The following is a 22,389-nucleotide window of genomic DNA, read 5'->3' as shown; positions in this document are numbered from 1 at the left end:
GGAGCGCGGCAATGAAGTTCGAATCCTACTGGCACGACACGGCATTGAAATTCAACGGCGCTGCCACCGGTCTTGTTGAAGGTGATTTTGACGTCGCCGTCATCGGCGGCGGCTTTACGGGGCTGGCTGCCGCGCGGCAGTTCGCAAAGTCGGGCGCGCGGGTGGCCGTTCTGGAAGCGAACCATATCGGTTGGGGTGCATCTGGCCGCAACGGCGGGCATGTCAACAACGGGCTTGCCCACAGCTTCATCGCTGCTAAGGCTGAGCTTGGGGTCGAACGCGCGGTCGCGCTTTATCGCGCGCTGGACGACTCGATCGATACGATCGAAAGGATCATCGCTGAAGAAAAGATTGACTGCGACTTCCGTCGAGCGGGGAAACTGAAACTGGCGTCAAAGCCGCAGCATTTCGACGCCATCGCCCGCAATTTCGAAGCGGTTCATCGCGAGGTCGATCCGGATACCGCGCTGCTGACGGCGGATGACCTCAAGACCGAGGTCGGCTCTCCCTTCCACGGCGCAATGCTGTCCAAGAAGAGCGCCATGATGCATATGGGCCGGTATGCCGTTGGATTGGCCGATGCCGCGGTCCGGCATGGCGCCACGATATTCGAAAGGGCTTTGGTAACACGCCACACAGTATCCGGGGCCAAGCACCGGCTGGAAACCTCTCGAGGCGAGGTGACCGCCGACCATGTCCTGGTCGCGACCGGTGCCTACACGTCCGGAGCCTCCTTCAACTATTTCCGGCGCCGTATTATTGCCGTCGGCAGCTTCCTGATCGCAACCCGGCCTTTGACCCCAGCTGAGGTGGCGGCCACCATGCCGGGCAACCGCACCTGCACCACTTCGATGAATATCGGCAACTATTTCCGGCTGTCGCCGGATAACCGGCTGATCTTCGGCGGTCGCGCTCGCTTCGCCGCGACGTCGGATCAGCGCTCGGATGCCAAGAGCGGCGCCATCCTGCGCGCGAGCCTCGCCCAGATATTTCCGCACCTTGCCGATGTCGAGATCGATTATTGCTGGGGCGGCCTAGTGGACATGACCAAGGACCGGTTTCCCCGGGCGGGCTATATCGACGGTGTCTGGTATGCGATGGGCTATTCGGGTCATGGTGCGCAGCTCTCGACGCATCTAGGGATGATTATGGCGGACGCCATACTCGGCAAGCCGGATCGCAATCCCCTCAAGGATCTCGAATGGCCTGCCGTTCCCGGCCATTTCGGTAAGCCGTGGTTCCTTCCGCTGGTCGGGCTCTACTACAAGACCCTCGACCGATTTCAATAGGCGGCTCTCCTCCCCTGCCGCCATTAGGGCGCGGATCACTCGATCCGCGCCCTCTTTTTGACCGATAAAATGGATGGAAGCTCAATGCCGAGTTGCCAGCGTTTGCTGCCACCGCCCAGCCGAGTAAAATCGGTCCGGGGATGCCCCGGCCGACCGGTCTCTCAGAGACGTTCGAGCACAGCCCTTGCGATAGTCTCGGTTTTGTCTTTTCCAGCAATGGTGCCGATCCCGGCCGCGGTCGCCGCTTCGATCGCCGCCATGACCCGGGCAGCAGCATCTCTTTCGCCGAGATGGTCGAACATCATCGCGCCCGACCAGATGGCGGCGATCGGATTTGCGATACCGAGATGGGCGATGTCGGGTGCCGAACCATGGACCGGTTCGAACATGGAAGGCGCGGTGCGATCGGGATTGATGTTGGCAGAGGCCGCAAAACCCAGTCCGCCCTGGATGGCAGCGCCGAGATCGGTGAGGATATCGCCGAACAGGTTGGAAGCGGCGACGACGTCGAGCGTTTCCGGCGCCATGACCATGCGCGCCGCCATCGCGTCGATATGATAGCTCGTCACTTCGACATCGGGAAATTCGCCCGCCAATTCCCGCGTGATCTCATCCCAGAACACCATGGTATGTTTCTGGGCATTTGATTTGGTCACCGAGGCCAGCTTGCCACGGCGCACGCGCGCCTGCTCGAAACCGAAGCGCAGGATGCGTTCGACGCCTTTTCGGGTGAAGATGGAGGTCTCCACCGCCACCTCGTCATCTGTCCCCTGATGGATGCGGCCGCCAGCGCCGGAGTATTCGCCCTCGGTGTTTTCGCGGATGCAGAGAATGTCGAACGCAGCGCTTTTCAGCGGCCCCGAGACGCCTGGCAGCAGCCGATGCGGGCGAATATTGGCATATTGGACGAAGGCCTTGCGGATCGGCAGCAGGAGACCGTGTAGAGAAACGGAATCCGGCACTTCTGCCGGCCAGCCCACCGCACCGAGCAGGATCGCATCGAAGCGCCTGAGTGTTTCGATACCGTCAGCTGGCATCATGGCGCCGGTTTGCCTGTAGAAGTCGCAGGACCACGGAAAGGTCTTTCCTTCGAGAGCAAAACCTGAGGCCTTTGCGGTCGCCTGCAAGACATGCCAGGCGACCTCGGTTACGGGTTTGCCTATGCCGTCACCCGGCAGAAGCGCGATTGAATAAGTCTTCATGTCTGATCCTGGAGGTTGATGAGTACGCTCTTGCTCTTGCGGTTGGCGTGATAGGCTTCGCGGCCGAGATCCTTGCCGATGCCGGAGCGCTTGTAGCCGCCGGTCGGCAGGATATGGTCGCGGGAGCGGCTGTAGCGATTGACCCATACGGTGCCGGCCTGTAGCCGCCGCGTCATCCGGATGGAACGCGAAAGGTCGCGGGTGAAGAGCCCGGCCGCAAGCCCATAGGTCGGGTGGTCGGCGAGCGCGAGCGCCTCTTCTTCGTCCGTGAAGCTCTGCACGGTCAGCACCGGCCCGAAGATTTCCTCGGTGACCGCAGGGGAGGCCCGATCGACATTCGACAGCAGGGTCGGCGCGTAGAAATAGCCGTCGCGTTCAAGGTATCTGCCCCCGGCCAGGCATTCAGCCCCAGCCTGGCGCGCTGCCTGCACGATAGCATCAATTCGCGCGATCTGGCGCTCGGAAATAACAGGCGAATAGTCGCTCGCCTCGTCCCAGGTCGGGCCAGGACGGATTGTGGCCATGCGTGACAAGATGGCCTCGATCAACGGCTCCATCACCGATTTCTCGACGATGATCCGCGAGCCCGCGACACAGGCTTGGCCGGCATTGACGAGGATGCTGTTGGCGATGGCATTGGCGGCAAGTGTCAGGTCGGCATCGGCAAAGACGATTTGCGGGCTCTTGCCGCCGAGTTCGAGCGTCATCGGCTTGACGCCGGTCCTGGCGATATTGGCCATGATCGCCGAACCGGCCGCCGTCGACCCCGTGAAGCTGATCTTGGCGATATCGGGATGGCCGGTCATCGCGTGGCCGGTAGCCTGCCCGTCGCCGAGGACTACGTTAATGAGACCGGCCGGAATGCCGGCTCGCACGGCAAGCTCGGCGAGGTAAAGCGTCGAAAACGGCGTCATCTCGGATGGCTTCAAGACAATGGCGTTGCCGGCCGCGAGCGCGGGGCCGAGCTTCCAGCCAGCCATGGAGAGCGGAAAATTCCACGGTGTGATCGCGCCGACGACACCGTAAGGCTCGGTCATGATCATGCCGAGGCTCTTGTCGTCCGTGGGCACGAGATCGCTGCCCTCCTTGTCGGCGAATTCGGCGAAGAAGCGTATCTGTTCAGCAGTGACAGCGACGTCACCCTGGATGAGCTGCCCGATCGGTCGCGTGGAGGATATTGCTTCCAGACGGGCGAGCGTCTCGCCTTCTGCCTCGATCAGATCCGCCCAGCGATGCATGGCATTGGTGCGCTCGCGCGGGCGGCGAGTGGACCAACCGCTTTCGCGCACTGCGGTCTTTGCAACGGATACCGCCTGATCGACGAGCTCGACATCGGCCACGGGACATTCGGCATAGGCCGCGCCGTCGGATGGGCGATGCATCGGCAGCATGCCTTTGGCTTCGACATAGCGCCCGCCGATGAAATGGCCTTTCGGCAACCGGATTGTGTCGGGGTTGAAACTCAGAGCCATGGCCGTGTCCTTGCGGATGAAATGGGCAAGGCCACACGAGACTTCGTGAGAAATATCCTTCTCAACCGGCTCGTGCGGACCTCGTATGATGCTGGCGATGGTGCGTTTACATCACCGTCACATAGATCTTCCGGACCGTTTCGATCGTGCGCCATGTGCCGGTGAAGCCCGGCTTCATGACAAAACTGTCGCCCGCTTTGTATGTGACCGGCTCGCCGTCATCCGGTGTGAGCTCAACAACGCCTTGGAGGATATGGCAGAACTCGAACGTCTCGCCCTTGATCGAGCGGGTGAGGCCCGGCGTGGCCTCCCAGACACCGGTATGGACGAGCCCGTCACGTGCTACGTCCTGCGCCCAGGTCTTGAACGAGGGATCCCCTGATATCAGTCGCTCGGGAACCGGTTTGGATTCGCGCGGCGCCTCGGTGCTGTTCGGGTCGATGGTTTTGAGAAGGGACATGGTTTCTCCTTGCTGTCCTGCCGTGATTCAGTAGCCGCGGCTGCGGTCGACCAGCCCGATCGGGTCGAGGCCGGCGCGATGGCGCTTGATGTTCTCGATCACCGAGCGGGCCGCGGTTTCGGGCTGCGTCACGCTTGCGATATGCGGCGTGAGCATGATTTGGGGGTGGCGCCAGAACGGATGTTCGGACGGCAGGGGTTCCGGTTCGGTGACGTCGATCACGGCGCCGGATAAGTGGCCCGCGTCGAGCGCATCGATCAGCGCATCATGATCGAGCTGTGCGCCGCGACCGACATGGATGAGCGATGCGCCGGGCGGAAGGGCCGAGAAGAGCCGCGGGTCGAGAATACCGCGGGTCTCCTCCGTGAGCGGCAGCAGGCAGACCAGAATGTCAGTCTCGCCGAGAAAGGACGCCAGCGACTCGGCGCCGTGATGACAGCGCACCCCATCGATCTGGCGCGGGGAACGGCTCCAGCCGGAGAGCGGAAAGCCGAACGGCATCAGCCGCTCGATGACAGATTGCCCGAGCATCCCGAGACCCAGCACACCGATCCGGCAGTCTGCGGCCTGCCGTGCGGGCAGGGCCTGCCATCTGCCTTCCGATTGCTGCCCAAGATATACCTTGAGATTGCGGTGGAGCGCCAGCACCGCAAGCGTCACATATTCCTGCATCATGCGCACGATGCCGTCCTCGACCATCCGGACTAGCTTGACCCCCGGCGGGAGCGTCTCAAGGCGGAACTGATCGACGCCGGCGCCGATTGAAAAGACGATTTCCAGGTTTTTGAAGCGGTCGAGATCCGACGGGGCGGTCCATGTCAGCAGATAGCGGATGTCGCCGGAATCCACCCGCTCAATATCCATGACGAAGTTGAGATCGGGCAGTTCGCGAGCAAAAGCTTCGGCAAAGACACGCCCCCTCTCGCGGTCGGAATTGAACCAGAACGCCATGGAAATCCCTCAGCTTCGGAGTGTTTCGGCAAGCCGCTCGATCATCACCTGACACGCGGTGAGTTCGTCGGCATGGATGAATTCGTCGGCTCGATGGGCCCGGGCGATGTCACCGGGGCCACAGATGATCGCGTCGATGCCGGCCGCCTGGTAAAGTCCTGCTTCCGTGCCGTAGCTCACCGCTGCCAGCGTTTCGGCCCCGGTCAGTTCTTCCAGCAGCCTGGCAAGCGGCGCATCGGCGGCGAGCGATAGCGCCGGGTAGCTACTCAGAAGATCCCAATGTGTTTGGAATCCTCTCTGCTCGAGCGCGACTGCGGCAAGCCTTACCGGCTCGAGGAGATCGGCGGGTGACACTCCCGTGATCGCTCGGGCCTCGATTTCAGCCGTGAGGCAATCCGGAATGATGTTCACGGCTTGCCCGCCAGACACAATTCCGACCTGGAGCGAGGAATAGGGTGGCTCGAAGCTCGAGTCTATTCTACTGCTCTGCAGCGCCTCTTCGGTACGGACGGCGGCGAGCAGGACGCAGGCGAAGGCGTGGATCGCATTTAAGCCCTGATCAGGCCGCGACGAATGACCCGACCGCCCGCGGATCTCGACTCTCGCAGCGGCCTTGCCCTTGTGGGCGCGGATCGCGCGCAGGCCGCTGGGCTCGCCGATGATCGCACCGACCGGCTTCGCGCAAAGCTCGGGTAACCGACGGATGAGATGAGGCACACCCCGGCAGCCGGCTTCCTCGTCATAGGAAAATGCAAAATGCAGGGGGCGCGTGAGCGGCATGTCGGCGATTGCCGGCAGTGCGGCCAATGCTGCAGCTAGAAAGCCCTTCATGTCGCTCGTGCCCCGGCCGAAGAGCAGATCGCCATCCGCGCGCAGCCGAAAGGCGTCAGAGGTCCAGGTCGGCTCCAGGGCGGGAACGACGTCCATATGTCCGGAGAGAATGTAGCCGGCAACATGATTGGGACCCACCGTTGCGAAGACGTTTGCGCGGTCACCTTCCGGCCCCGGCAACACCGTCACCTTGGCACCGCAGCGCTCCGCATAATCCTTGATCCACGCAACGATGCCGTCGTTCGGCGTGCCGACGACGGACGGAAAACCGACCAGCCGGTCGAGTATTTCCTTAGCGTTCATCGCAGGTCTCCTTGACGTAGCCGCCTAAGCGGCGCTCTGATCTCCACATTACGTCTTGGTGGGACCATTTCCTGCCGAACGCTCCGTCCTGAGCAGCAGGATCTATTGAATCCAGCTGCCTCAAAGCAGAAAGTTTCGCACACATGCCCGAAGCGAAGAGACGTATCATGTTCGAGAGCGTGCTACCTGCATCGTGGTAAGGTCCACCTTTTCCAGGCGCCGTGCGCAGCCGACTAGTACTACAAGCAGGTCATTCCGAGCCGACCTTGTATATCTCGGCAAGGTCCGGCAAGTTCCAATTGCCACCGCTTAGCACCGCGCAAACTTTTTCATCCGACCTGACTTTTATGGAGCCTGCCAGGAGAGCTCCGACGCCGATCGAAGCCGCCGGTTCCGCAATCAGCTTGGCATCCTTTGCAATTGAGCGCATGCCCGCGATGATGTGCTCGTCTTCGACGAGAATGATATCATCGACGTATTTTTCAATTATCGGATACGGGTTCTGACCTGGAACACTAATTCTCAGGCCATCAGCGATCGTATTTTTCAGAGGCAACGAGGTGCGCTGTCCGTTGATCCGGCTCTGATAGTATTTCGGCGTCAAAGCAGGCTCGGCACCGATGATTCGAACCGACGGCTTGGTTTCTTTGATGGCGGTCGCAATTCCCGAGATCAGGCCTCCTCCGCCCAATGGAACAATGACCGTGTCCACGTCCTCCAAATCTTCAAGAATTTCGCAGCCGATCGTGCCCTGGCCGGCCATGACCAGCGGGTCTTCGAAGCCGTGGACGGTCGCGTAGTTGTTCTCTTCGGCGATTTCATAGGCCCGCTTCCACCTCGCAGCGGTGTCGCCATCAAAGACAATGACCTCGGCGCCCAGTGCTTCGGTATTGGCAATCTTGATCCTGGGCGTTGTTGCGGGAACAATTATGACAACCTTCACACCGAGCATTCGAGCCGCGTATGAGAGCCCTTGGGCGTGATTGCCCGAGGAACTGGCAATAACGCCGTTTGCTATGGCTTCTCTCGGGAGAGAAAGCATCTTGTTGAGAGCGCCGCGAATTTTGAATGCGCCGGTAATCTGCAGCGTTTCGGGCTTGAGATAGAGCTGACAACCTGCAGCCTTTTCGATCTTGTCAGCGCGCAGCAACGGCGTGTGTCTGATATGGGGTGCCAATCGTTCGCGGGCTTCCAGAATGTCCTGAATAGTCGGATAATCTAGCATAATGCTACTCGCCTCAGTATGTTAGAGCTCAGGTTTTCCTGACGGAAAGGATCGCCCTGAAGATTGATTTGTTTTTCGGCGTCGGACCGCAAGTTAACGGCGTGCCCGCCCGCGCTGGAGCCTTACAGCCGCTTTGCCGATAGTCCGTACTGGAGGTCAGGACTCGAAGAATTCGAAGAAGGTCCCAACGCTTTTTTCTGCGGCATTCCTATAGATCTTCGATGCGGTTGTGTTGTCTTGGATTGCCATTCCCGTGGAATCGAAAATGGTCACCTCATCGTCGCGTTCTCTTCCAGCTTTCGTTCCCAGCAATATCTCTCCGATTTCGCCGTGGATGCCGTCCCTGGTTATGATATGCCGGTCCAGCGGATGCCATGTCTCCCCCTTCTCGCTGCACTGCGCGATCGAGTCGACGACCACTTTGGCGTTTCTGAATATCTCTGGATCCAATTCCTGTTTGCCCCGCTGATCCGTGCCGATGGCGACGATATGCGTACCGGGCCTTACCCAATCGGCTTCAACCAGCGAGCCTTTGCCCCGCGTCGTCGTAATCAGGATATCGGCCTGCTCGACCGCACCCTTCTTGGAGGGCGCAATGACCACGGGAATGCCGAACTCGCCTTCAATATCGGTTTTGTAACGGGAAAGCGTATCCGCGCTATTGTCCCATGCATGGATCTCTGCGATATTTATGACCTCCCGGATCGCGCGAATCTGCATTCGCGCTTGATTTCCGGTCCCGATCGACGTGATCCTTCGAGCGTCTTTCCTTGCCAGCACTTTTACGGAAACGGCACCGGCCGCGCCGGTTCGCAAACCTGTGATCAGGCTTCCGTCCATAACGCAAATCAGCGCCCCGCTTCTGGCGTCGAACAACAGAATGCTCCCCATCCCGCTCGGTAGGCCAAATGTAGTCGGATTGTCGGCAAACCCTCCCGACGACGTTTTCATCGAAATGAGTTGATTGGCTTTGTAGTGGCTGAGCTTGAAGTCGATTTCGCTACCGGGCGACGGGAGATGCATTGCGATATAGTCGGGTTGCTCCACCTGATCGCTGTTGAAAGCCTTGTAGGCCTCCTCGACAGCGCCAATCACGTCCCTCATACTGATCAATCTGCTGACGTCTTCTTTCTTAAGAAGCAGAGTTTTCACGAACTTTCTCCCATCATTGGTACGAAGGCAAAAACGTTAGACTGGGCCCGCAAACTCAAGCCCGGCCAGCGATAAGGAAGCTCTTCATCTCCGGGTATTCCTCCATGCTGAGCTGAGTGCCTTCGCGCCCAGACCAGATTGCTTGATTCCGGCAATGGGGGCTTCGGTCGAGATCGCACCAGTGTTGAAGCCGATCATGCCGAATTTCGGCGCCTCGCCGCGCGACAGGAGCGTTTCACGCTCTCGATAAGAGACTGCAAGGTCAAACAGAGTTCCGTTCACAATCGCGATAGCCTCCAATCCACGCACTGACACAAACTGCCGAGACCTACCGATACATGCAGAGTGCATTCGGATTGAAAGGAGATGCCCTTCGGCGGGCTCCTCCTGACATCGCACGCACATGCCACGACCGAATGAGGTTAGTATCGACTTCTCCCGCCGAACGAGTCACCGAATTACGCTGCAGCAACAGCATGAAATTCCAAAATGCTGGGCGCGTTCAGCATTTCTTGACGCGCTGAAGAGCTGATTTATGCTGCGGTTTCTGTGCGGCACCCGGCAGTCTGTCGAACTTTGATTTTATCCAAGATGGCAAAGTTGCGTTGTCGTCAGCCCGATGCTCCTTGAAGCAAGTCGTGGCACACGGGTCGTCCTGCCCGGCGCCCGCCAGATTTCGGGAGAAGATTTTGACTCCCGAGTGCAAATCAGTGAAAGATGCCGAGTCTGATGTGCAATCATGAGCTGATTGATGCTTGGCAGTAGCGTGGCCAAGGCCGTTCCACTGTCGACCGGGCGAAGGAGCTCATAGTTCAATGCCGAAGTCAGTTCGACTTAAGTCATTCGAGTTGGTGGCTCGGGATATCAATGAGATTGATGTCGGCTCGCTGCATGCTTTGTCCGTGGCGGTCGGATGGCCACACCGTCCCAAGGACTGGGATTGGCTCCGCCAGTTCGGTCGGGGGATCGCGGTAGTAGACAGCATCGGCCGGGTTTTCGGGAGCGCCATGTGGTTCCCCTACGGCCAAGATGTTGCGATGATCGGCCTGGTGATCACCACCCCGCGCTCGCAAGCTCAAGGTAATGCGCGTTGGCTCATGGAGCAGGTATTCGAAGAATGTCGCGGCAGAAATCTGTATCTCAATTCGACGCGCGCGGCACACAATCTGTATGTCTCGCTGGGTTTTGCAAACGAGGCGACGGTATGGATGCACCAAGGGACAGTTGCTTCCTCCCTGCCCCACTTGCCCGCACCGAGCGGTGATCTAATCGAAGCCGGGATTGATGCACTCGGGCAGATCATCGAGCTTGATACCCAAGCGTTCGGTTGGAAGCGCGAGGAGCTGTTCTCGGCACTAGCCCCGATTTCCACCATCCAAACCCTCAGCCGCGATGGGAAGATCGTTGGCTATTCTATATGCCGGGAGTTCGGCCGCGGCCATGTGATCGGCCCTGTGGTAGCAAGCAATGACGATGACGCGCTTCAGCTTATTGCGGTCCATCTACGGAATCTGAAAGGGCAGTTCGCGCGCGTCGACACGCGGGACACAGGGCGATTGGCCAACTTTCTACGCGCGAGTGACTTTCAAGTAGCCGAGCGCGTGACGACTATGTCGCGGGGTCAACCCCTTTTGAACCGCAAGGCGGGCGAGCCTTGGGTTTATGGCTTGGCTGGCCACGCACTCGGGTGAATCGCGGCCCGTCCGCTTCTGACGGGCTAGATAGCTTGATCGGCTCATGCACCAGGAAGCCTGTTTAGAGCGGCCCCGGCTTGCCAGCACTTGCGGCGTCGCTCCCACTTCAACCTATCAAAGTTACTGCTTTCAAAGCGACTTAGGTGTTCCCGCTGGGCCGTCTCGCCAGCTGCCATCAGAGGCAGATCGCAGTAGTACTCAGCTCGGCTTCAAACACAACGCCACGCAAGGGAACGGCTGCCTTCGGCAGCACCAGCCTAACTCAGGCCACGACTGATGCGAGACGAGGCTCCAGCGGAAGGATGTGCGGGATTTGGCGCGACCGAAGAGACTTCTGCTGAAAGACGAAGCATTCCGGCACATTCTGCCAAACGACTGCAACTATGCTTCGTCCATGCCGTACAGTTCACAGGAGCCAGGGACATGGATCGCTTCAGGCCAAAATACGTAACATTCGACTGCCATGGTACGTTGATCAACTTTCAGATGGCGGAAGCCGCTCGGGTTCTGTTCGGTCATCTTCTGGATGGGCCGCGCATGAACGAATTCATCAAGAATTTCCAAGCGTATCGTATTGATGAGGTAATGCAGGACTGGAAGCCCTACGCCGACGTTGTTCACAACGCATTGGAGCGCACGTGCCGCCGCAACAAGGTTGAATTCCGGCCCGAAGACGCCGAAACCATTTACAACCGCGTACCGACATGGGGACCGCATCCGGATGTGCCCGAAGGCCTGGCTAAGCTCGCTAAGGAAATCCCCCTTGTCATTCTGACAAATTCCATGGTGACCCAGATTCCGTCGAATGTGGCAAAGCTCGGCGCGCCGTTTCATGCTGTCTATACTGCCGAGGAGGCAGGTGCCTACAAGCCGCACCTCAAGGCGTTTGAATATATGTTCGACATGCTGGGATGCGGACCGGAGGACATAACGCATGTGTCGTCGTCTTTCCGTCACGACCTCATGTCTGCCTATGATCTGGGTATCAAGAGCAAGGTGTGGGTCAACCGCGGCCATGAGCCGGCCAACCCGTATTATGAATACACCGAGATTCGCGATATTTCGCAGCTGCCCGGCGTCTTCGGACTCTGACTTGAACTAAGGCGGCCGCGGTTCAGGAATCGGAAGGCCGCGCAAGGCAGCAACCTGTGCCAGAGTGCCTGCTCTGATCTAGTCAAACTAGACCGAGCATCCAACTTTGCCGCACGAAAGGCACCATGAACGGCGAGGATTTTCGAATTGGGCGATCGTAGTGGTCTAGATGCTGATCGGAAATTACATCGGTCCAGCAGCCCCGCGGCTGCAGACTTCCGTCAACTACCACATGCTACAGCGTCTACAGAGGTCTATTTTCGCGCCGCTGCCGCAATTCTCTCCACGCCGCCAGACCTGTCGGAACCCGACATTTCGGCGACACTTCTAAAGCGGCACTATGGATTGGAGGGATCGATCGCGGTCTTATCGTCCGAGGTCGAACGCACTGCTGAGGTCTCTCTGCAGGACGGCCGCCGATTGATCCTAAAGACGTCGACACGAAGAGAGGCGATCGACAGCTTCCGTTTCCAAAGCGGCGCTTTGGCGGCAATACAGAATAGCGCGGGATTTGCTGCACCCGCACTTATCCGCACCAGTGACGGCGCATTGATGTTTGAGGGAGAGGGTATTAGCGGTTACCTGCAGACCCGAATTGAGGGCTTGTCCCTGCACAAGGAAACGCGCACGTCTGACCTCCTCTTGCGGATTCCGACCTGAAGCCGGCCACCATTCCGATCAAAATCCGGCCACCGTTCCGATTTGAAGCCGGCCACGATTCCAATCAAAGACCGGCCGGTTTCCGGCTCTGAAGATACCCCTTGGGTCAGCAACTTTGGCATCAAGCCTCCCGTTACACGAGGAGAGTTTGATGCCAGCGAAGAGAAGGCTGACCATGCGACAATTACGACAGATGCTCCGGCTTGCCGGAAGCGGGACAAGCAGCCGAGAGATTGCGGTGATCCTCGGCGTTGCCCGCAGCACCGTCCAGGATAACCTGAAGCGGGCTGCGATGGCGGGGCTGAGCTGGCCATTGCCGGGAGAGCTGACAGACGATGCTCTTGAGTCTCGGCTTTTCGCCCGCGCCGGCGTCAAGCAGGGCCAACGGCGACGTCACGAGCCGAACTGGGCACAGCTCTCTATCGAATTGAAGAAGCCTGGCGTGACACTGCTGATCCTGTGGGAGGAATATCGCAGCGTCCATCCCGATGGTTATGGCTATAGCCGTTTCTGCGAGCTGTTCCGCGGGTTCGAGCAGCGCCTTTCGCCGACGATGCGCCAGGAGCATGCGGCCGGCGACAAGGTCTTCGTCGACTATTCCGGTAAGAGGGTGCCGATCGTCGATCGCAAGACTGGCGAAGTCCGCGAGGCGGAGCTGTTCCTTGGCGTGCTCGGCGCATCGAGCTACACCTTCGCCGAGGTGACCTGGACCCAGACCTTACCGGACTGGGTCGGCTCACATGTGCGCATGTTCGCCTTCTTCGGCGGTGTGCCCCGCCTGGTCGTGCCCGACAATCTGAAGTCCGGCGTCAGCCGCGCCAGCTTCTACGATCCCGAGATCAACCGCAGTTACGGCATGATGGCGTCCCACTATGGTGTCGGCGTTCTGCCGGCCCGACCGCGACGCCCGAAGGACAAAGCGAAGGTCGAGAACGGCATGCGCTTCGCCCAGAGTTGCCTTCTCGGCCGCTTGCGCAAACAGACGTTCTTCTCGCTCGCCGAGGCCAATGCCGCAATCGCCGACGTGCTGGAGCGCATCAACAATCATGTCATGCGCCGGTTGGGTGTCAGCCGCCGCCATCTCTTCGAGACGGTCGAACGCGCGGCGCTCGCAAGCTTGCCCGCCGAGGAGTACGAGTTCGCCGAATGGCGCTTTGCGCGGGTCTCGACGGATTACCATGCCGAGTTCAGGAGCTTCTTCTATTCCGTCCCGCACGCGCTCATTCGTCAGCAGGTCGATATCCGGGCGACCGCGCGAATGATCGAGATCTTCCATCGCGGCAAACGCGTCGCGGTCCATCAGCGCCGCTATGGCGGGCCGCGCTATGGAACAGACCCCGCGCACATGCCGAGCTCCCACCGCCGATACGCCGAATGGACGCCGGAGCGCTTCCGGCGCTGGGGCGCGTCCATCGGTCCGCAGACCGAAGGGCTGATCGTCGCCATTCTCGCCAGCCGGCCACATCCCGAGCAAGGCTTCAGAACATGCCTCGGCATCCTGCGCCTCTATCGCGACCTCGGCCGCGAGCGCGCCGAGGTCGTTTCGGCACGGGCCGTCGAGATCGGCGGCCTGACCTGCAAGACGATTGCCTCGCTCATCGCAACCCACAAGGCCCCCAGACATTCCACCGAACCCGCCGCCGTCATGGAACACGCCAATCTGCGTGGCCCCGGCTACTTCCATTGAGGAGACACCTGATAATGCTGACCAATCCCACCATCGACATGCTGCGCGAACTCGGCCTGACAGGCATGGCCAGCGCCTATCAGGAGCTCGAGGCGCAGCCGGAAGCCAGACACCTCGAGCATGGCGAATGGCTCGCTCTGCTGCTCGAACGCGAGGCGACCACGCGCCGCCAGAAGCGCTTCGAGGCAAGGGCTCGCGCCGCGAGGCTGCGCCATGATGCCCAGATCGAGAACATCGACTTCCGCGCCGCCCGCGGCCTCGATCGCAATCTCGTCCTGAAGCTCGCCAACTGCGACTGGATCAGGCAACACCATAGCCTCTTGCTGATCGGACCCGCCGGCGTCGGCAAGAGCTGGCTGGCCTGCGCGCTCGGACACAAGGCATGCCGCGAGGACTTCTCCGTCGCCTATCATCGCCTGCCCAGGCTGTTCGCCACCCTTGCGCTGGCGCGCGGCGACGGCCGATATCCCAAGGTCCTCAAGGCGCTCGCCAGAACCGACCTGCTCATCCTCGACGACTGGGGTCCGGAGAAGCTCAACGACGAGCAGCGGCGCGATCTCCTGGAGATCGTCGAGGACCGCTACGAGAAGCGATCCACCATCGTCACCAGCCAGGTGCCCGTCGATCACTGGTATGACATGATCGGCAATCCTACGATCGCCGATGCAATCCTCGACCGCCTTGTCCACAACGCCTACCGCATCGAACTGCACGGCGAGAGCTTGCGAAAGCAGCGTCAAACACCATCCGCCGCTTGACCGCGCGACAATCACGCGCCATGCAAAACAACGACCCAGGGGAGCATCAACTGGCCGGCTTCAGATCGGAATGGTGGCCGGAATGAAATCGGAATAGGTGGCCGGCTTCGTTTCGGAATCAGCGGCCGACTTCACCGGAATACGCACCTCCTCTCTCGTACTGGCAGCGCTCTCGGCCGGCTCGACCTAGCACTCGGGCAAGTCAACGTACCCGCAGCCGACCGCCCAATTCTATGGCATGTCGGGTGCTGGCCACGGTTGATGGAACTAGAAGAATACTTACCATCTGGAAACGTAGCGACAAGCGTTCGTAGGGCGATGGCGGAGTACATTCAGATCATCGAGCCGCAGATCCCGAACTTGGAGTGGCAGGTCACTCATAACGATCCTAGTCCGTTCAACACAATCGTTACCAACGATGGCCTGGGTTTTATCGATTTCGGCGATGGATGCTGGAGCCCAAGAATCCAGGACTTGGCGATCGCGGCAAGTCACGTCGTGACGGATCCAACTCTTCCGTTGGGCGGAGCCGAGCATCTCATTGCGGGCTATGCGGCGGTCGTTCCACTTTCGGCTTTGGAAGCAAGACTGCTGGTCGGACTCATGCGCGCACGTCAAAGCGCACTGATACTGATAAATTACTGGCGCTCTCACCTCTTTCCGGCCGACTCGCAGTACATCAAAAAGAATGTTGCTCGTGCTGAACGCGGGCTAACAATCCTGGCGCCTCTTTCTGCTGCATCAGGCGAGGCGGCAGTCCTCGCGGCAGTGTCACAGCCTTCGCCGTAACTCTCAGAGAGGCAGCAAACATGTCTACAGACCTTATGCCCAATCGCTACAGACCAGGTGAGGTTAACCTCCCAGCGCGCGATGCCGAGCTAATTGCCCGTCGCGATGCAGTACTGGGATTATCTTATCGACTTCAATATCGACGGCCCGTGCATTTCGTTCGCGGCGAAGGTATGTGGCTCTATGATCCGGACGGGCGAGCCTATCTGGATTTCTATAACAACGTTCCCTCCCTTGGCCATTGCCACCCCGAGGTGAATGCGGCGATGGCCGAGCAGGCTGCGCGAATTAGCGCCAACACGCGTTATCTCGAGCCAAGACTTGTCGACTATGCCGAGCGGCTGGTTGATGCATTTCCAGAGGAGCTCAACCGAGTAGTATTTACTTGCACCGGCAGTGAATCCAACGATCTGGCCCTACGCATCGCTCGCCTCGCGAGCGGCGGCGAGGGCGTGATTGTCTCCTCATATGCTTATCACGGCACGAGCGCGGCAGCGGCGGCCGTTTCGCCGAATTTGGGCGACGCGGTGAAGCTCAGCCCGTTCGTGCGCATGGTTTCTCTGCCCGGACCGGCAGGTATACCAGAATCGCAAGCCGCCGACTTTTTCGAGGCACAGGTTCGTTCAGCGATACTGGATCTGAACCGTCGCGGCATAGGAGTTGCCGCCCTGCTCATCGACAGCATCTTTTCAAGCGACGGGGTGTGGGTGGATCCTCCTGGATTTATTACGGGCGGAGTCGCAGCCGTGCGGGACGCGGGCGGCCTCATCATCGCCGACGAAGTTCAGCCGGGCTTTGGGCGAACTGGCATTCATATGTGGGGTTTCGAGCGGCACCGGATCGTTCCGGATCTTGTGACTCTGGGCAAGCCAATGGGCAACGGTTTTCCGATTGGCGCCGTCGTCGGTCGCAAAGCTCCAATGGAGCGGTTTGGTGCCACCGCTCGCTACTCGAATACCTTCGCCGGAAACACGGTCGGAATTGCAACGGCCGACGCTGTACTGACAATCTTGCAACGCGACCAAATCCCCCAACACGCCCTTGCCATGAGCGAGCAACTTAGAGCCGGACTGGAGGGCCTCGCAAAGAAGCATAGGGGAGTTCGTGCAATCCGGAATGCGGGGCTATTCTTTGGAATCGATATTGGACCCGACGAGATTGCTATACCGGAGAAGCGTGCGATGGCTCTGGGGGTGGTCAATGCAATGCGGGACGACGGCGTGCTTATCAGCACGACAGGTGCCAATGAAGATACCCTCAAAGTGCGGCCTCCGCTCGTATGCCAAGCCGAACATGTCGATCTCTTCCTCGCAACTTTCGAGCGCGCAATTACCAACGTCGCAGTTTGAGTGTTTGCCTGCGCACAGATGGCTCTGGGTTGCCGGAAGCGCGCTTGCGCTGATCATCCGGCGTCGGCTAAGTGGCCGATGCTGGCCGCAGTTTCTGCTGCGCAACGGAGAGCTGTGGGTGAATTCGTCGATAGTCTTGGGATATCGAATCGTAAGCAAACGACGAGATTGGAACCGCGTCTTCTATCGATCGCGGTTTGACGAGCTTGACGGATAGCGGTCAGTATTTGTTCTGGAAGCACAAGGAAAACTTTGCCTCCTTGTTGAACCGCATCAGCCGGGCCGTGCTTGCATAAGCACTTCCTTAACGACCTGTGAAACAATCTTGGCATACGAGGGCGTCCTCGATTGTGGAGGTGGTGGCAATGATTGCCGGTTCACGGAACCACCTTGAGCAAGGGACAGCGTGCGCGACACAAGACTCCGCGAGTTTGTAGTCTTCAGTTCTAAACGAAATGGCAGTCGCGACCAGGCCTTCGGCTGGTAATTCCCGCGGCCGCTGATGGGAGTCATCCTGACAATGAGCATGCGCTTTGGAATTTCCGCCCGTCTCGGGCTCGGCTTCGGTTTCCTCGTCGCCCTCATGCTGGTGCTGACATGGACGTCAATCTTAGAGGTCAACAGCATCAACGATGACCTCGGCCGCATCAACGACGTGAACAGCGTCAAGCAGCGCTTTGCGATCAACTATCGCGGCAGCGTGCACGATCGCGCCATCGCTATCCGCGATGTCGTGCTACTCGCCTCCGAGGACGAGCGCAGGGAAGCAATCGCGCTGATCCACAAGCTTGCCGCCACCTATACGGAAAATGAAAAGAAAATGGCGGACATGGTGTCCCCGCCGAATGGTGCGACAGCCGAGGAACGGACGATCCTTGCGGAAATCGCGGACATCCAGGCAACAGCCAACCCGCTTGTGACGGAGATCATCGGCCTGATGGCAAAGGGCGACGTGACGAACGCCCGTGCCGTCCTGCTGGAAAAAGCCCGCCCGCAATTCTTCGATTGGCTGGGCGCCATCAACAAGTTCATCGACTATCAGGAAAATCTGAACAGGATGATCGGCGACGAAGTGCGCACGTCCGCCAGCGGCTTCGAATACCTGTCGATGATCGAGGTTTCCGTCGCAGTCGTGCTAGCACTGGCCGCCGCCTTCTTCGCAAGCCGTTCCATCACACGACCTATCGCCCAGTTGAGATCTACGCTGGCAGCCATGGCGCGCGGTGAGCTCGACAACCGATCGGCAACCGACGACCGCAAAGACGAGATCGGCGATCTCGCGCGCGCCGTCACCGAAGTGCGTGACGTAATCCGCGCCAAGGCCGACGAACGTTCGCGTCATGATGCGGACCGTGCCGCCGCCGAACACAAACGTATGACTGCCGAGGCGGAGGCGCGCTCGCTGCAGACCTCCCGGACTGCCGCAGCTGTCAAGGAGATCGGGCTTGCGCTGGAGGAGATGGCGAACGGCCGCCTCGACTATCGCATCACGCGGAGCTTCGACGCTGACCTCGACTCGCTGCGCGCCAATTTCAACGCCTCCATCGGCAAGCTGCAGGCGACCGTCACGGCGATCGGCAAGATCGCCGGCGCCATCGACGCCGGTGCTCGCGAGATAAGCGGCGCGACGAACGATCTTGCCCGGCGCACGGAGCATCAGGCTGCGACGGTCGAGGAGACGGCTGCGGCACTCGATGAAATCTCGGCTACCGTCGCTGATTCGACCAAGCGCGCCGAGGAGGCCGGCGCACTGGTTGCGGAAACCCGACTTAATGCGGAGAAGTCGGGCGATGTCGTTTCTCAGGCTGTTGCAGCCATGGGCGAGATTGACCGGTCTTCCAGCGAGATCAATAATATCATCAGCGTCATTGACGACATCGCCTTCCAGACCAACCTTCTGGCGCTGAATGCCGGCGTCGAGGCCGCGCGGGCTGGTGAGGCCGGCAAGGGCTTTGCGGTCGTCGCGCAAGAGGTGCGTGAGCTTGCGCAGCGCTCCGCAACGGCAGCCAAGGAAATTAAGCAGTTGATCCACTCATCCGGCGAACAGGTCCGCACGGGCGTTGCACTGGTCGCCCAGACCGGCACGGCGCTGACAGGTATAGTCTCCGGCGTGCAGGAGATTAACCGACACGTCGTTTCCATTGTAGAGGCAGCCCGGGAGCAGGCGACCGCGCTTTCCGAGATCAACTCCGCCGTTAATGCCATGGACCAATCGATCCAACAGAATGCGGCGATGGTGGAGGAGACATCCGCCGCCAGCCAGACGCTAGCCAGCGAATCCGTCTCGCTGTCGGAACTGCTCGGCCAGTTCCGCGATGGCGCCCAACTGCGTCCTGCCCCCTCTGCTGGATCTGCATCAGCACCGACCGAACGGCGCCCGGCAACGGTAACGCATGGCAATGTGGCGCTGAAGGCAAGTGATTGGGAAGAATTCTGATAAACGATCCGTTTATCAGCCGCGGTGCGCTTTTCAGATCCCAGAGACTCTGGTTCCAGAGCCTGCTTGCCAAACCAGGACGCGGCACGTTATGGCGCAGGAGGACACGGCCAGGTCCCGTCTCCACTTATGAGCGTGCATTCTCGACCACCGCTCCCGCGGAGCCGCTCGTCTCGTGCCAGAGCCTTGACAACGGACATGGGGGCCGCAGGTTATTCGACCTGACCGTTCAGAGTCTTGGTGCACGGAGAACATTGATGCAGCCCGCTGACCGGTGTGCCCGCAATGTTGGCTGGGACGTCGGCAAGCCTCAAGCCGATTAGCCGGAGCCTGCTGCTATGTCGCACTGGCCAAGAGCGAGTGAGATTGTAGGCATTGCACTGCGATCCCTTGCCAAAGGTGCTTTCGCGTGGGTCTTGCGATAGGTTGCCAGTGCCTCGGCCCCGGTCGGCGCTTTCAGTTGGGACCAGGTTGTGTATAGGGTTCGCCGAAGCAACGGCGAGTTTCGTCTTTTAGATCGCTTGGGTTTTGATCGTTGGCTTGGGTGATGTCCTCGCTCAAGTTCTGAGGTTGAACCAGAAGCGTTCCTTGTCGTCCTTGTCGTTCGGAATGTCGAAGAAATAGGGATTTGAGCGCTGTGGCCGAGGCATCGTGATTTGGACTTTGCATCCGCTGTCGCTCAGATTGCCCCGGCCATTGTGAAGAGTGCGTACTTTGATATTGGCGCGGTCATTGGCATCCGCGTCACCATAGCGGGCTTGAAAGTCCCCACGGTTCTCACACCGGTCGACGATCTGGACACACTTGTTCGGTGTCCGGTTTGCCCCCTCTCGTCCGCTTTCGCTGTAGCCGACGCTCGAGCCGGCAGGGCACTCTTCATATTGCTCGTGCCCCGGTTTTCCCGCCTTTGCCTCGTGGCATATTGGCCAAGAAAAACCGGGCTTTGCCATATCTCGAATGAGTTTCTTCATCGGCGGAACACAATATGGCACACCTTGCCACGAGGGGTTCTGAGAGGCGGCGCAAAGGAGAATTCTGCAACCAAATTCTGCGTCTTGCGCTTTCGCCCCGCTGGGCAAGAAGGCGAAGGCAGCAAGACCTGTTACAGCATAAAGCAGACGTCTCATCTCAGTTGGTCCTCATTTGGGTACGGGAGAGAAAGCAAAGTCGGACAGCTATCGATCTGTCCTCACAGGCTTCCTGCGTGCATCGGTAAAGGGAGGGGAAATCTCACTCGCGCGCTCGGCGAGGAGGTTGGCATCTGCGATCGGCTGGCGAGCGAGCGTCTTGTCTACGGCTTTGCGACGCCACTCCCTCATGTCGAGGACATAGGTCGCCCACATTCCGTAGCGGGCTGCCATCGCATAGTTTTGATAGGCGAGATATCGGCTGTTTGCCGGATTGGGCGAGACGGCCCGTGCCCAACCGACACGCAACATCTCGAGCGCAATGTCATGTCCACGCGAGGTGCAACGCGCCGCAGGCGTACCGTCATTGCCCATGGCCACGACGCTGCACTCTACCGGATTGTTACCGATCGTCCGCTTTAGCCATGCCTTGGCCAGAGGCCCACAAGGAACTGGCGAAGGGGCCTTTTGACGCTGCCGGTCAATCCACTTCGGATCCAGCGCCCATTGTGGCAACTCGCAGGCGTCAATATCGACGAGGCGAACGCGCCGCGCGTATTGTGGATACCATAAGGACCGTCCGTCCATGACCGCGACGCGACCTTTGTAGACCGGATATTGATAGACCTGAGTACCGGCCCTCTGCGGTTGGATTGAAGCATCCGGATCTCTGACGAGATCAGCCGAAACAGCGGGCTGTACGATCAAATTGAGAACCGCGGCCACAGCAAGATATCGCTTCATTTGTCGACCTTTTTGTCTCGCGCGTTCACCTCACGGCTCAAGAGAATGGCCGGGTGCTGAACGTCTTCGAACTGCCAGAGGCCCGCACGCTTATCGCGCGCGAGCTGCTCGGCAACGGCATATGGAATGTGATAGGGCAGGCCTTCACCGTTCAGGGCGGCGAAGGCATATCCGCTGGTGATGAGAACATTTGCCAGGTCGAGGCGATCTTTCCCGACGGTGGCGTAGCAGACAACGTAAACGATACCGTCCTTCTTAACGATCGGCGCGCAAACAGGTTTGGTGTCTTTGATATATGCCGCGAGTACCGCCAGGGAGGCCTCGCCGCAATCGCGCTTCTGCCCGTGATGGTCCGTGTAAGAAGTGCCGCGCAAACAGGATTGAACGCCATAGAGCCGGTAGCGCTTGCCATCCGACGTCCAGGTATCGCCAGTTTCCAACGTGACGCCAGGCAGCAGATCGAAATATCCATCTGGCGCGGCGGCGACGGATGTCGGGAAGAGGGCCAGTAGGAGAATGAGAACCTTTCTCATTGCCCCTTTACCCTTGGATCGGCCCACATCCCGAAAGAGCCTTTTTGCCCGATCTCCTCGGCTTTGGTGAGATCCGAGCGAGCGGGCGTTCCGTCAGGCTTCTGCGACAGGCGTAACGCGCCCAGCGATAGCAGTTGCTCCTCGAACATATCGACGGAATCGAGACTGCCAGGAAAATTGTAATAGCCGTAGCAAGTCGCGTTCTGAAGGGGTGCGCCTTGTTCGCTCACGAATGCGCGGCAAAAGACGACCTTTGGGTTTTGCAGCATGATTTGGAGCTGCTTCTGTGCAAAGTCGTCGCAGCTCCCGACGAAGTCTTCAGTACGGTTGACCATTTCACCTTTGCAGGGCTCGAGCCCGTAGAGGCGAAGCGTCGTCTTGTCGTCAACGCGGAAGTCCGTGGGCGATACGGCCTTGAACCCGGCCGTGGTCGCGTAACCCTTGCGATCGGCGACTTTGCCACTTCCGTCGTAGTACTCGATCACCAGCACGGTCTTACCCGGCGCTGCCAGCGACTTGATGTAATTCTTGTCGATGTCCGAGGCAGACAAAGCGGGGGTTGTCATTACACCACCTATGAGTGTGGCAATGATGGTCCGTTTCATTTTCTAGCCCTTATCCAAATTGCTTCTGT

At 59.5% G+C, this 22,389-nt stretch carries 21 protein-coding genes; 9 read left to right on the top strand and 12 right to left on the bottom strand.

The features are described 5' to 3' along the window. Window positions 1–11 precede the first annotated feature (11 nt). Complete coding sequence (locus ACTJKM_RS27305; RefSeq protein WP_440661374.1) at window positions 12–1,289, top strand: NAD(P)/FAD-dependent oxidoreductase; 1,278 nt, start codon at window positions 12–14, stop codon at window positions 1,287–1,289. Between the two features lie 161 nt (window positions 1,290–1,450). Here the strand turns inward: ACTJKM_RS27305 and ACTJKM_RS27300 are convergent, their stop codons facing one another. The 8 genes from ACTJKM_RS27300 to ACTJKM_RS27265 all read right to left on the bottom strand — a co-directional run bounded on the left by ACTJKM_RS27300 (window position 1,451) and on the right by ACTJKM_RS27265 (window position 9,167). Further along, window positions 1,451–2,491, bottom strand: a complete 1,041-nt coding sequence (locus ACTJKM_RS27300) for a tartrate dehydrogenase (RefSeq protein WP_440661373.1) — start codon at window positions 2,489–2,491, stop codon at window positions 1,451–1,453. Next, window positions 2,488–3,963, bottom strand: coding sequence for an aldehyde dehydrogenase family protein (locus tag ACTJKM_RS27295; RefSeq protein ID WP_440661371.1), 1,476 nt, complete (start codon window positions 3,961–3,963; stop codon window positions 2,488–2,490). The genes ACTJKM_RS27300 and ACTJKM_RS27295 overlap by 4 nt, the downstream gene beginning before the upstream one ends. Before the next feature lie 106 nt (window positions 3,964–4,069). Further along, window positions 4,070–4,423 (bottom strand): cupin domain-containing protein, encoded by a 354-nt coding sequence (locus ACTJKM_RS27290; protein ID WP_113398673.1) that lies wholly within the window; start codon window positions 4,421–4,423, stop codon window positions 4,070–4,072. A 27-nt stretch (window positions 4,424–4,450) separates the two neighbouring features. Beyond that, window positions 4,451–5,374 carry a 2-hydroxyacid dehydrogenase gene (locus ACTJKM_RS27285; RefSeq protein WP_440661369.1) on the bottom strand — a complete coding sequence of 308 codons (924 nt, stop codon included), beginning with the start codon at window positions 5,372–5,374 and terminating at the stop codon, window positions 4,451–4,453. Window positions 5,375–5,383: 9 nt separating this feature from the next. Next, window positions 5,384–6,508, bottom strand: coding sequence for an acetylornithine deacetylase (gene argE, locus ACTJKM_RS27280; RefSeq protein ID WP_440661367.1), 1,125 nt, complete (start codon window positions 6,506–6,508; stop codon window positions 5,384–5,386). A gap of 250 nt (window positions 6,509–6,758) precedes the next feature. Then, window positions 6,759–7,733, bottom strand: a complete 975-nt coding sequence (locus ACTJKM_RS27275) for a threonine/serine dehydratase (RefSeq protein ID WP_440661365.1) — start codon at window positions 7,731–7,733, stop codon at window positions 6,759–6,761. A 156-nt stretch (window positions 7,734–7,889) separates the two neighbouring features. Continuing rightward, window positions 7,890–8,885, bottom strand: coding sequence for an ornithine cyclodeaminase family protein (locus ACTJKM_RS27270; protein ID WP_440661363.1), 996 nt, complete (start codon window positions 8,883–8,885; stop codon window positions 7,890–7,892). An 84-nt stretch (window positions 8,886–8,969) separates the two neighbouring features. Further along, entirely contained in the window at window positions 8,970–9,167 is a 198-nt protein-coding gene (locus tag ACTJKM_RS27265; protein WP_440661362.1) for a hypothetical protein, read from the bottom strand. Window positions 9,168–9,700: 533 nt separating this feature from the next. On the opposite strand from ACTJKM_RS27265, the gene ACTJKM_RS27260 reads away from it, so the two are divergent. The 8 genes from ACTJKM_RS27260 to ACTJKM_RS27225 all read left to right on the top strand — a co-directional run bounded on the left by ACTJKM_RS27260 (window position 9,701) and on the right by ACTJKM_RS27225 (window position 19,351). Further along, window positions 9,701–10,576 carry a GNAT family N-acetyltransferase gene (locus ACTJKM_RS27260; protein WP_440661360.1) on the top strand — a complete coding sequence of 292 codons (876 nt, stop codon included), beginning with the start codon at window positions 9,701–9,703 and terminating at the stop codon, window positions 10,574–10,576. A gap of 426 nt (window positions 10,577–11,002) precedes the next feature. After that, on the top strand, window positions 11,003–11,671 hold the full coding sequence (locus tag ACTJKM_RS27255) for a haloacid dehalogenase type II (protein WP_440661359.1): 669 nt from the start codon (window positions 11,003–11,005) through the stop codon (window positions 11,669–11,671). A 147-nt stretch (window positions 11,672–11,818) separates the two neighbouring features. Beyond that, window positions 11,819–12,331: a hypothetical protein gene (locus ACTJKM_RS27250; RefSeq protein ID WP_440661357.1), complete on the top strand. Its 513-nt coding sequence runs from the start codon at window positions 11,819–11,821 to the stop codon at window positions 12,329–12,331. A 151-nt stretch (window positions 12,332–12,482) separates the two neighbouring features. Then, on the top strand, window positions 12,483–14,018 hold the full coding sequence (istA, locus tag ACTJKM_RS27245) for an IS21 family transposase (protein ID WP_029742513.1): 1,536 nt from the start codon (window positions 12,483–12,485) through the stop codon (window positions 14,016–14,018). 14 nt (window positions 14,019–14,032) lie between these two features. Beyond that, a complete protein-coding gene (gene istB, locus ACTJKM_RS27240; protein ID WP_014857536.1) occupies window positions 14,033–14,776 on the top strand; it encodes an IS21-like element helper ATPase IstB in 744 nt (247 codons plus the stop codon). A gap of 45 nt (window positions 14,777–14,821) precedes the next feature. Further along, window positions 14,822–15,565, top strand: a complete 744-nt coding sequence (locus ACTJKM_RS27235; protein WP_440661403.1) for a phosphotransferase enzyme family protein — start codon at window positions 14,822–14,824, stop codon at window positions 15,563–15,565. Window positions 15,566–15,585: 20 nt separating this feature from the next. Then, window positions 15,586–16,914, top strand: coding sequence for an aspartate aminotransferase family protein (locus ACTJKM_RS27230; protein WP_440661355.1), 1,329 nt, complete (start codon window positions 15,586–15,588; stop codon window positions 16,912–16,914). Between the two features lie 514 nt (window positions 16,915–17,428). Beyond that, the gene (locus ACTJKM_RS27225; protein ID WP_440661402.1) at window positions 17,429–19,351 is read left to right on the top strand and encodes a HAMP domain-containing methyl-accepting chemotaxis protein; all 1,923 of its coding nucleotides are present in this window, start codon (window positions 17,429–17,431) and stop codon (window positions 19,349–19,351) included. Between the two features lie 557 nt (window positions 19,352–19,908). On the opposite strand, the gene ACTJKM_RS27220 is transcribed toward ACTJKM_RS27225, so the two are convergent. Genes ACTJKM_RS27220 through ACTJKM_RS27205 form a run of 4 tightly spaced genes read right to left on the bottom strand, consistent with a single transcriptional unit; the run spans window position 19,909 to window position 22,360 of the window. Then, complete coding sequence (locus ACTJKM_RS27220) at window positions 19,909–20,478, bottom strand: hypothetical protein (RefSeq protein WP_440661353.1); 570 nt, start codon at window positions 20,476–20,478, stop codon at window positions 19,909–19,911. A 48-nt stretch (window positions 20,479–20,526) separates the two neighbouring features. After that, window positions 20,527–21,222, bottom strand: a complete 696-nt coding sequence (locus ACTJKM_RS27215) for a thermonuclease family protein (RefSeq protein ID WP_440661352.1) — start codon at window positions 21,220–21,222, stop codon at window positions 20,527–20,529. Continuing rightward, window positions 21,219–21,755: a thermonuclease family protein gene (locus ACTJKM_RS27210; RefSeq protein ID WP_440661350.1), complete on the bottom strand. Its 537-nt coding sequence runs from the start codon at window positions 21,753–21,755 to the stop codon at window positions 21,219–21,221. The genes ACTJKM_RS27215 and ACTJKM_RS27210 overlap by 4 nt, the downstream gene beginning before the upstream one ends. Continuing rightward, window positions 21,752–22,360: a hypothetical protein gene (locus tag ACTJKM_RS27205; RefSeq protein WP_440661349.1), complete on the bottom strand. Its 609-nt coding sequence runs from the start codon at window positions 22,358–22,360 to the stop codon at window positions 21,752–21,754. The genes ACTJKM_RS27210 and ACTJKM_RS27205 overlap by 4 nt, the downstream gene beginning before the upstream one ends. Window positions 22,361–22,389: the final 29 nt, after the last annotated feature.

The organism is Ensifer sp. 22460, from assembly GCF_052044935.1.
In the GTDB taxonomy this organism is placed as follows: Bacteria; Pseudomonadota; Alphaproteobacteria; order Rhizobiales; family Rhizobiaceae; genus Ensifer.
Note: the sequence above shows the minus strand (reverse complement) of the source record. Positions and strands in the feature narration are given on the sequence as shown.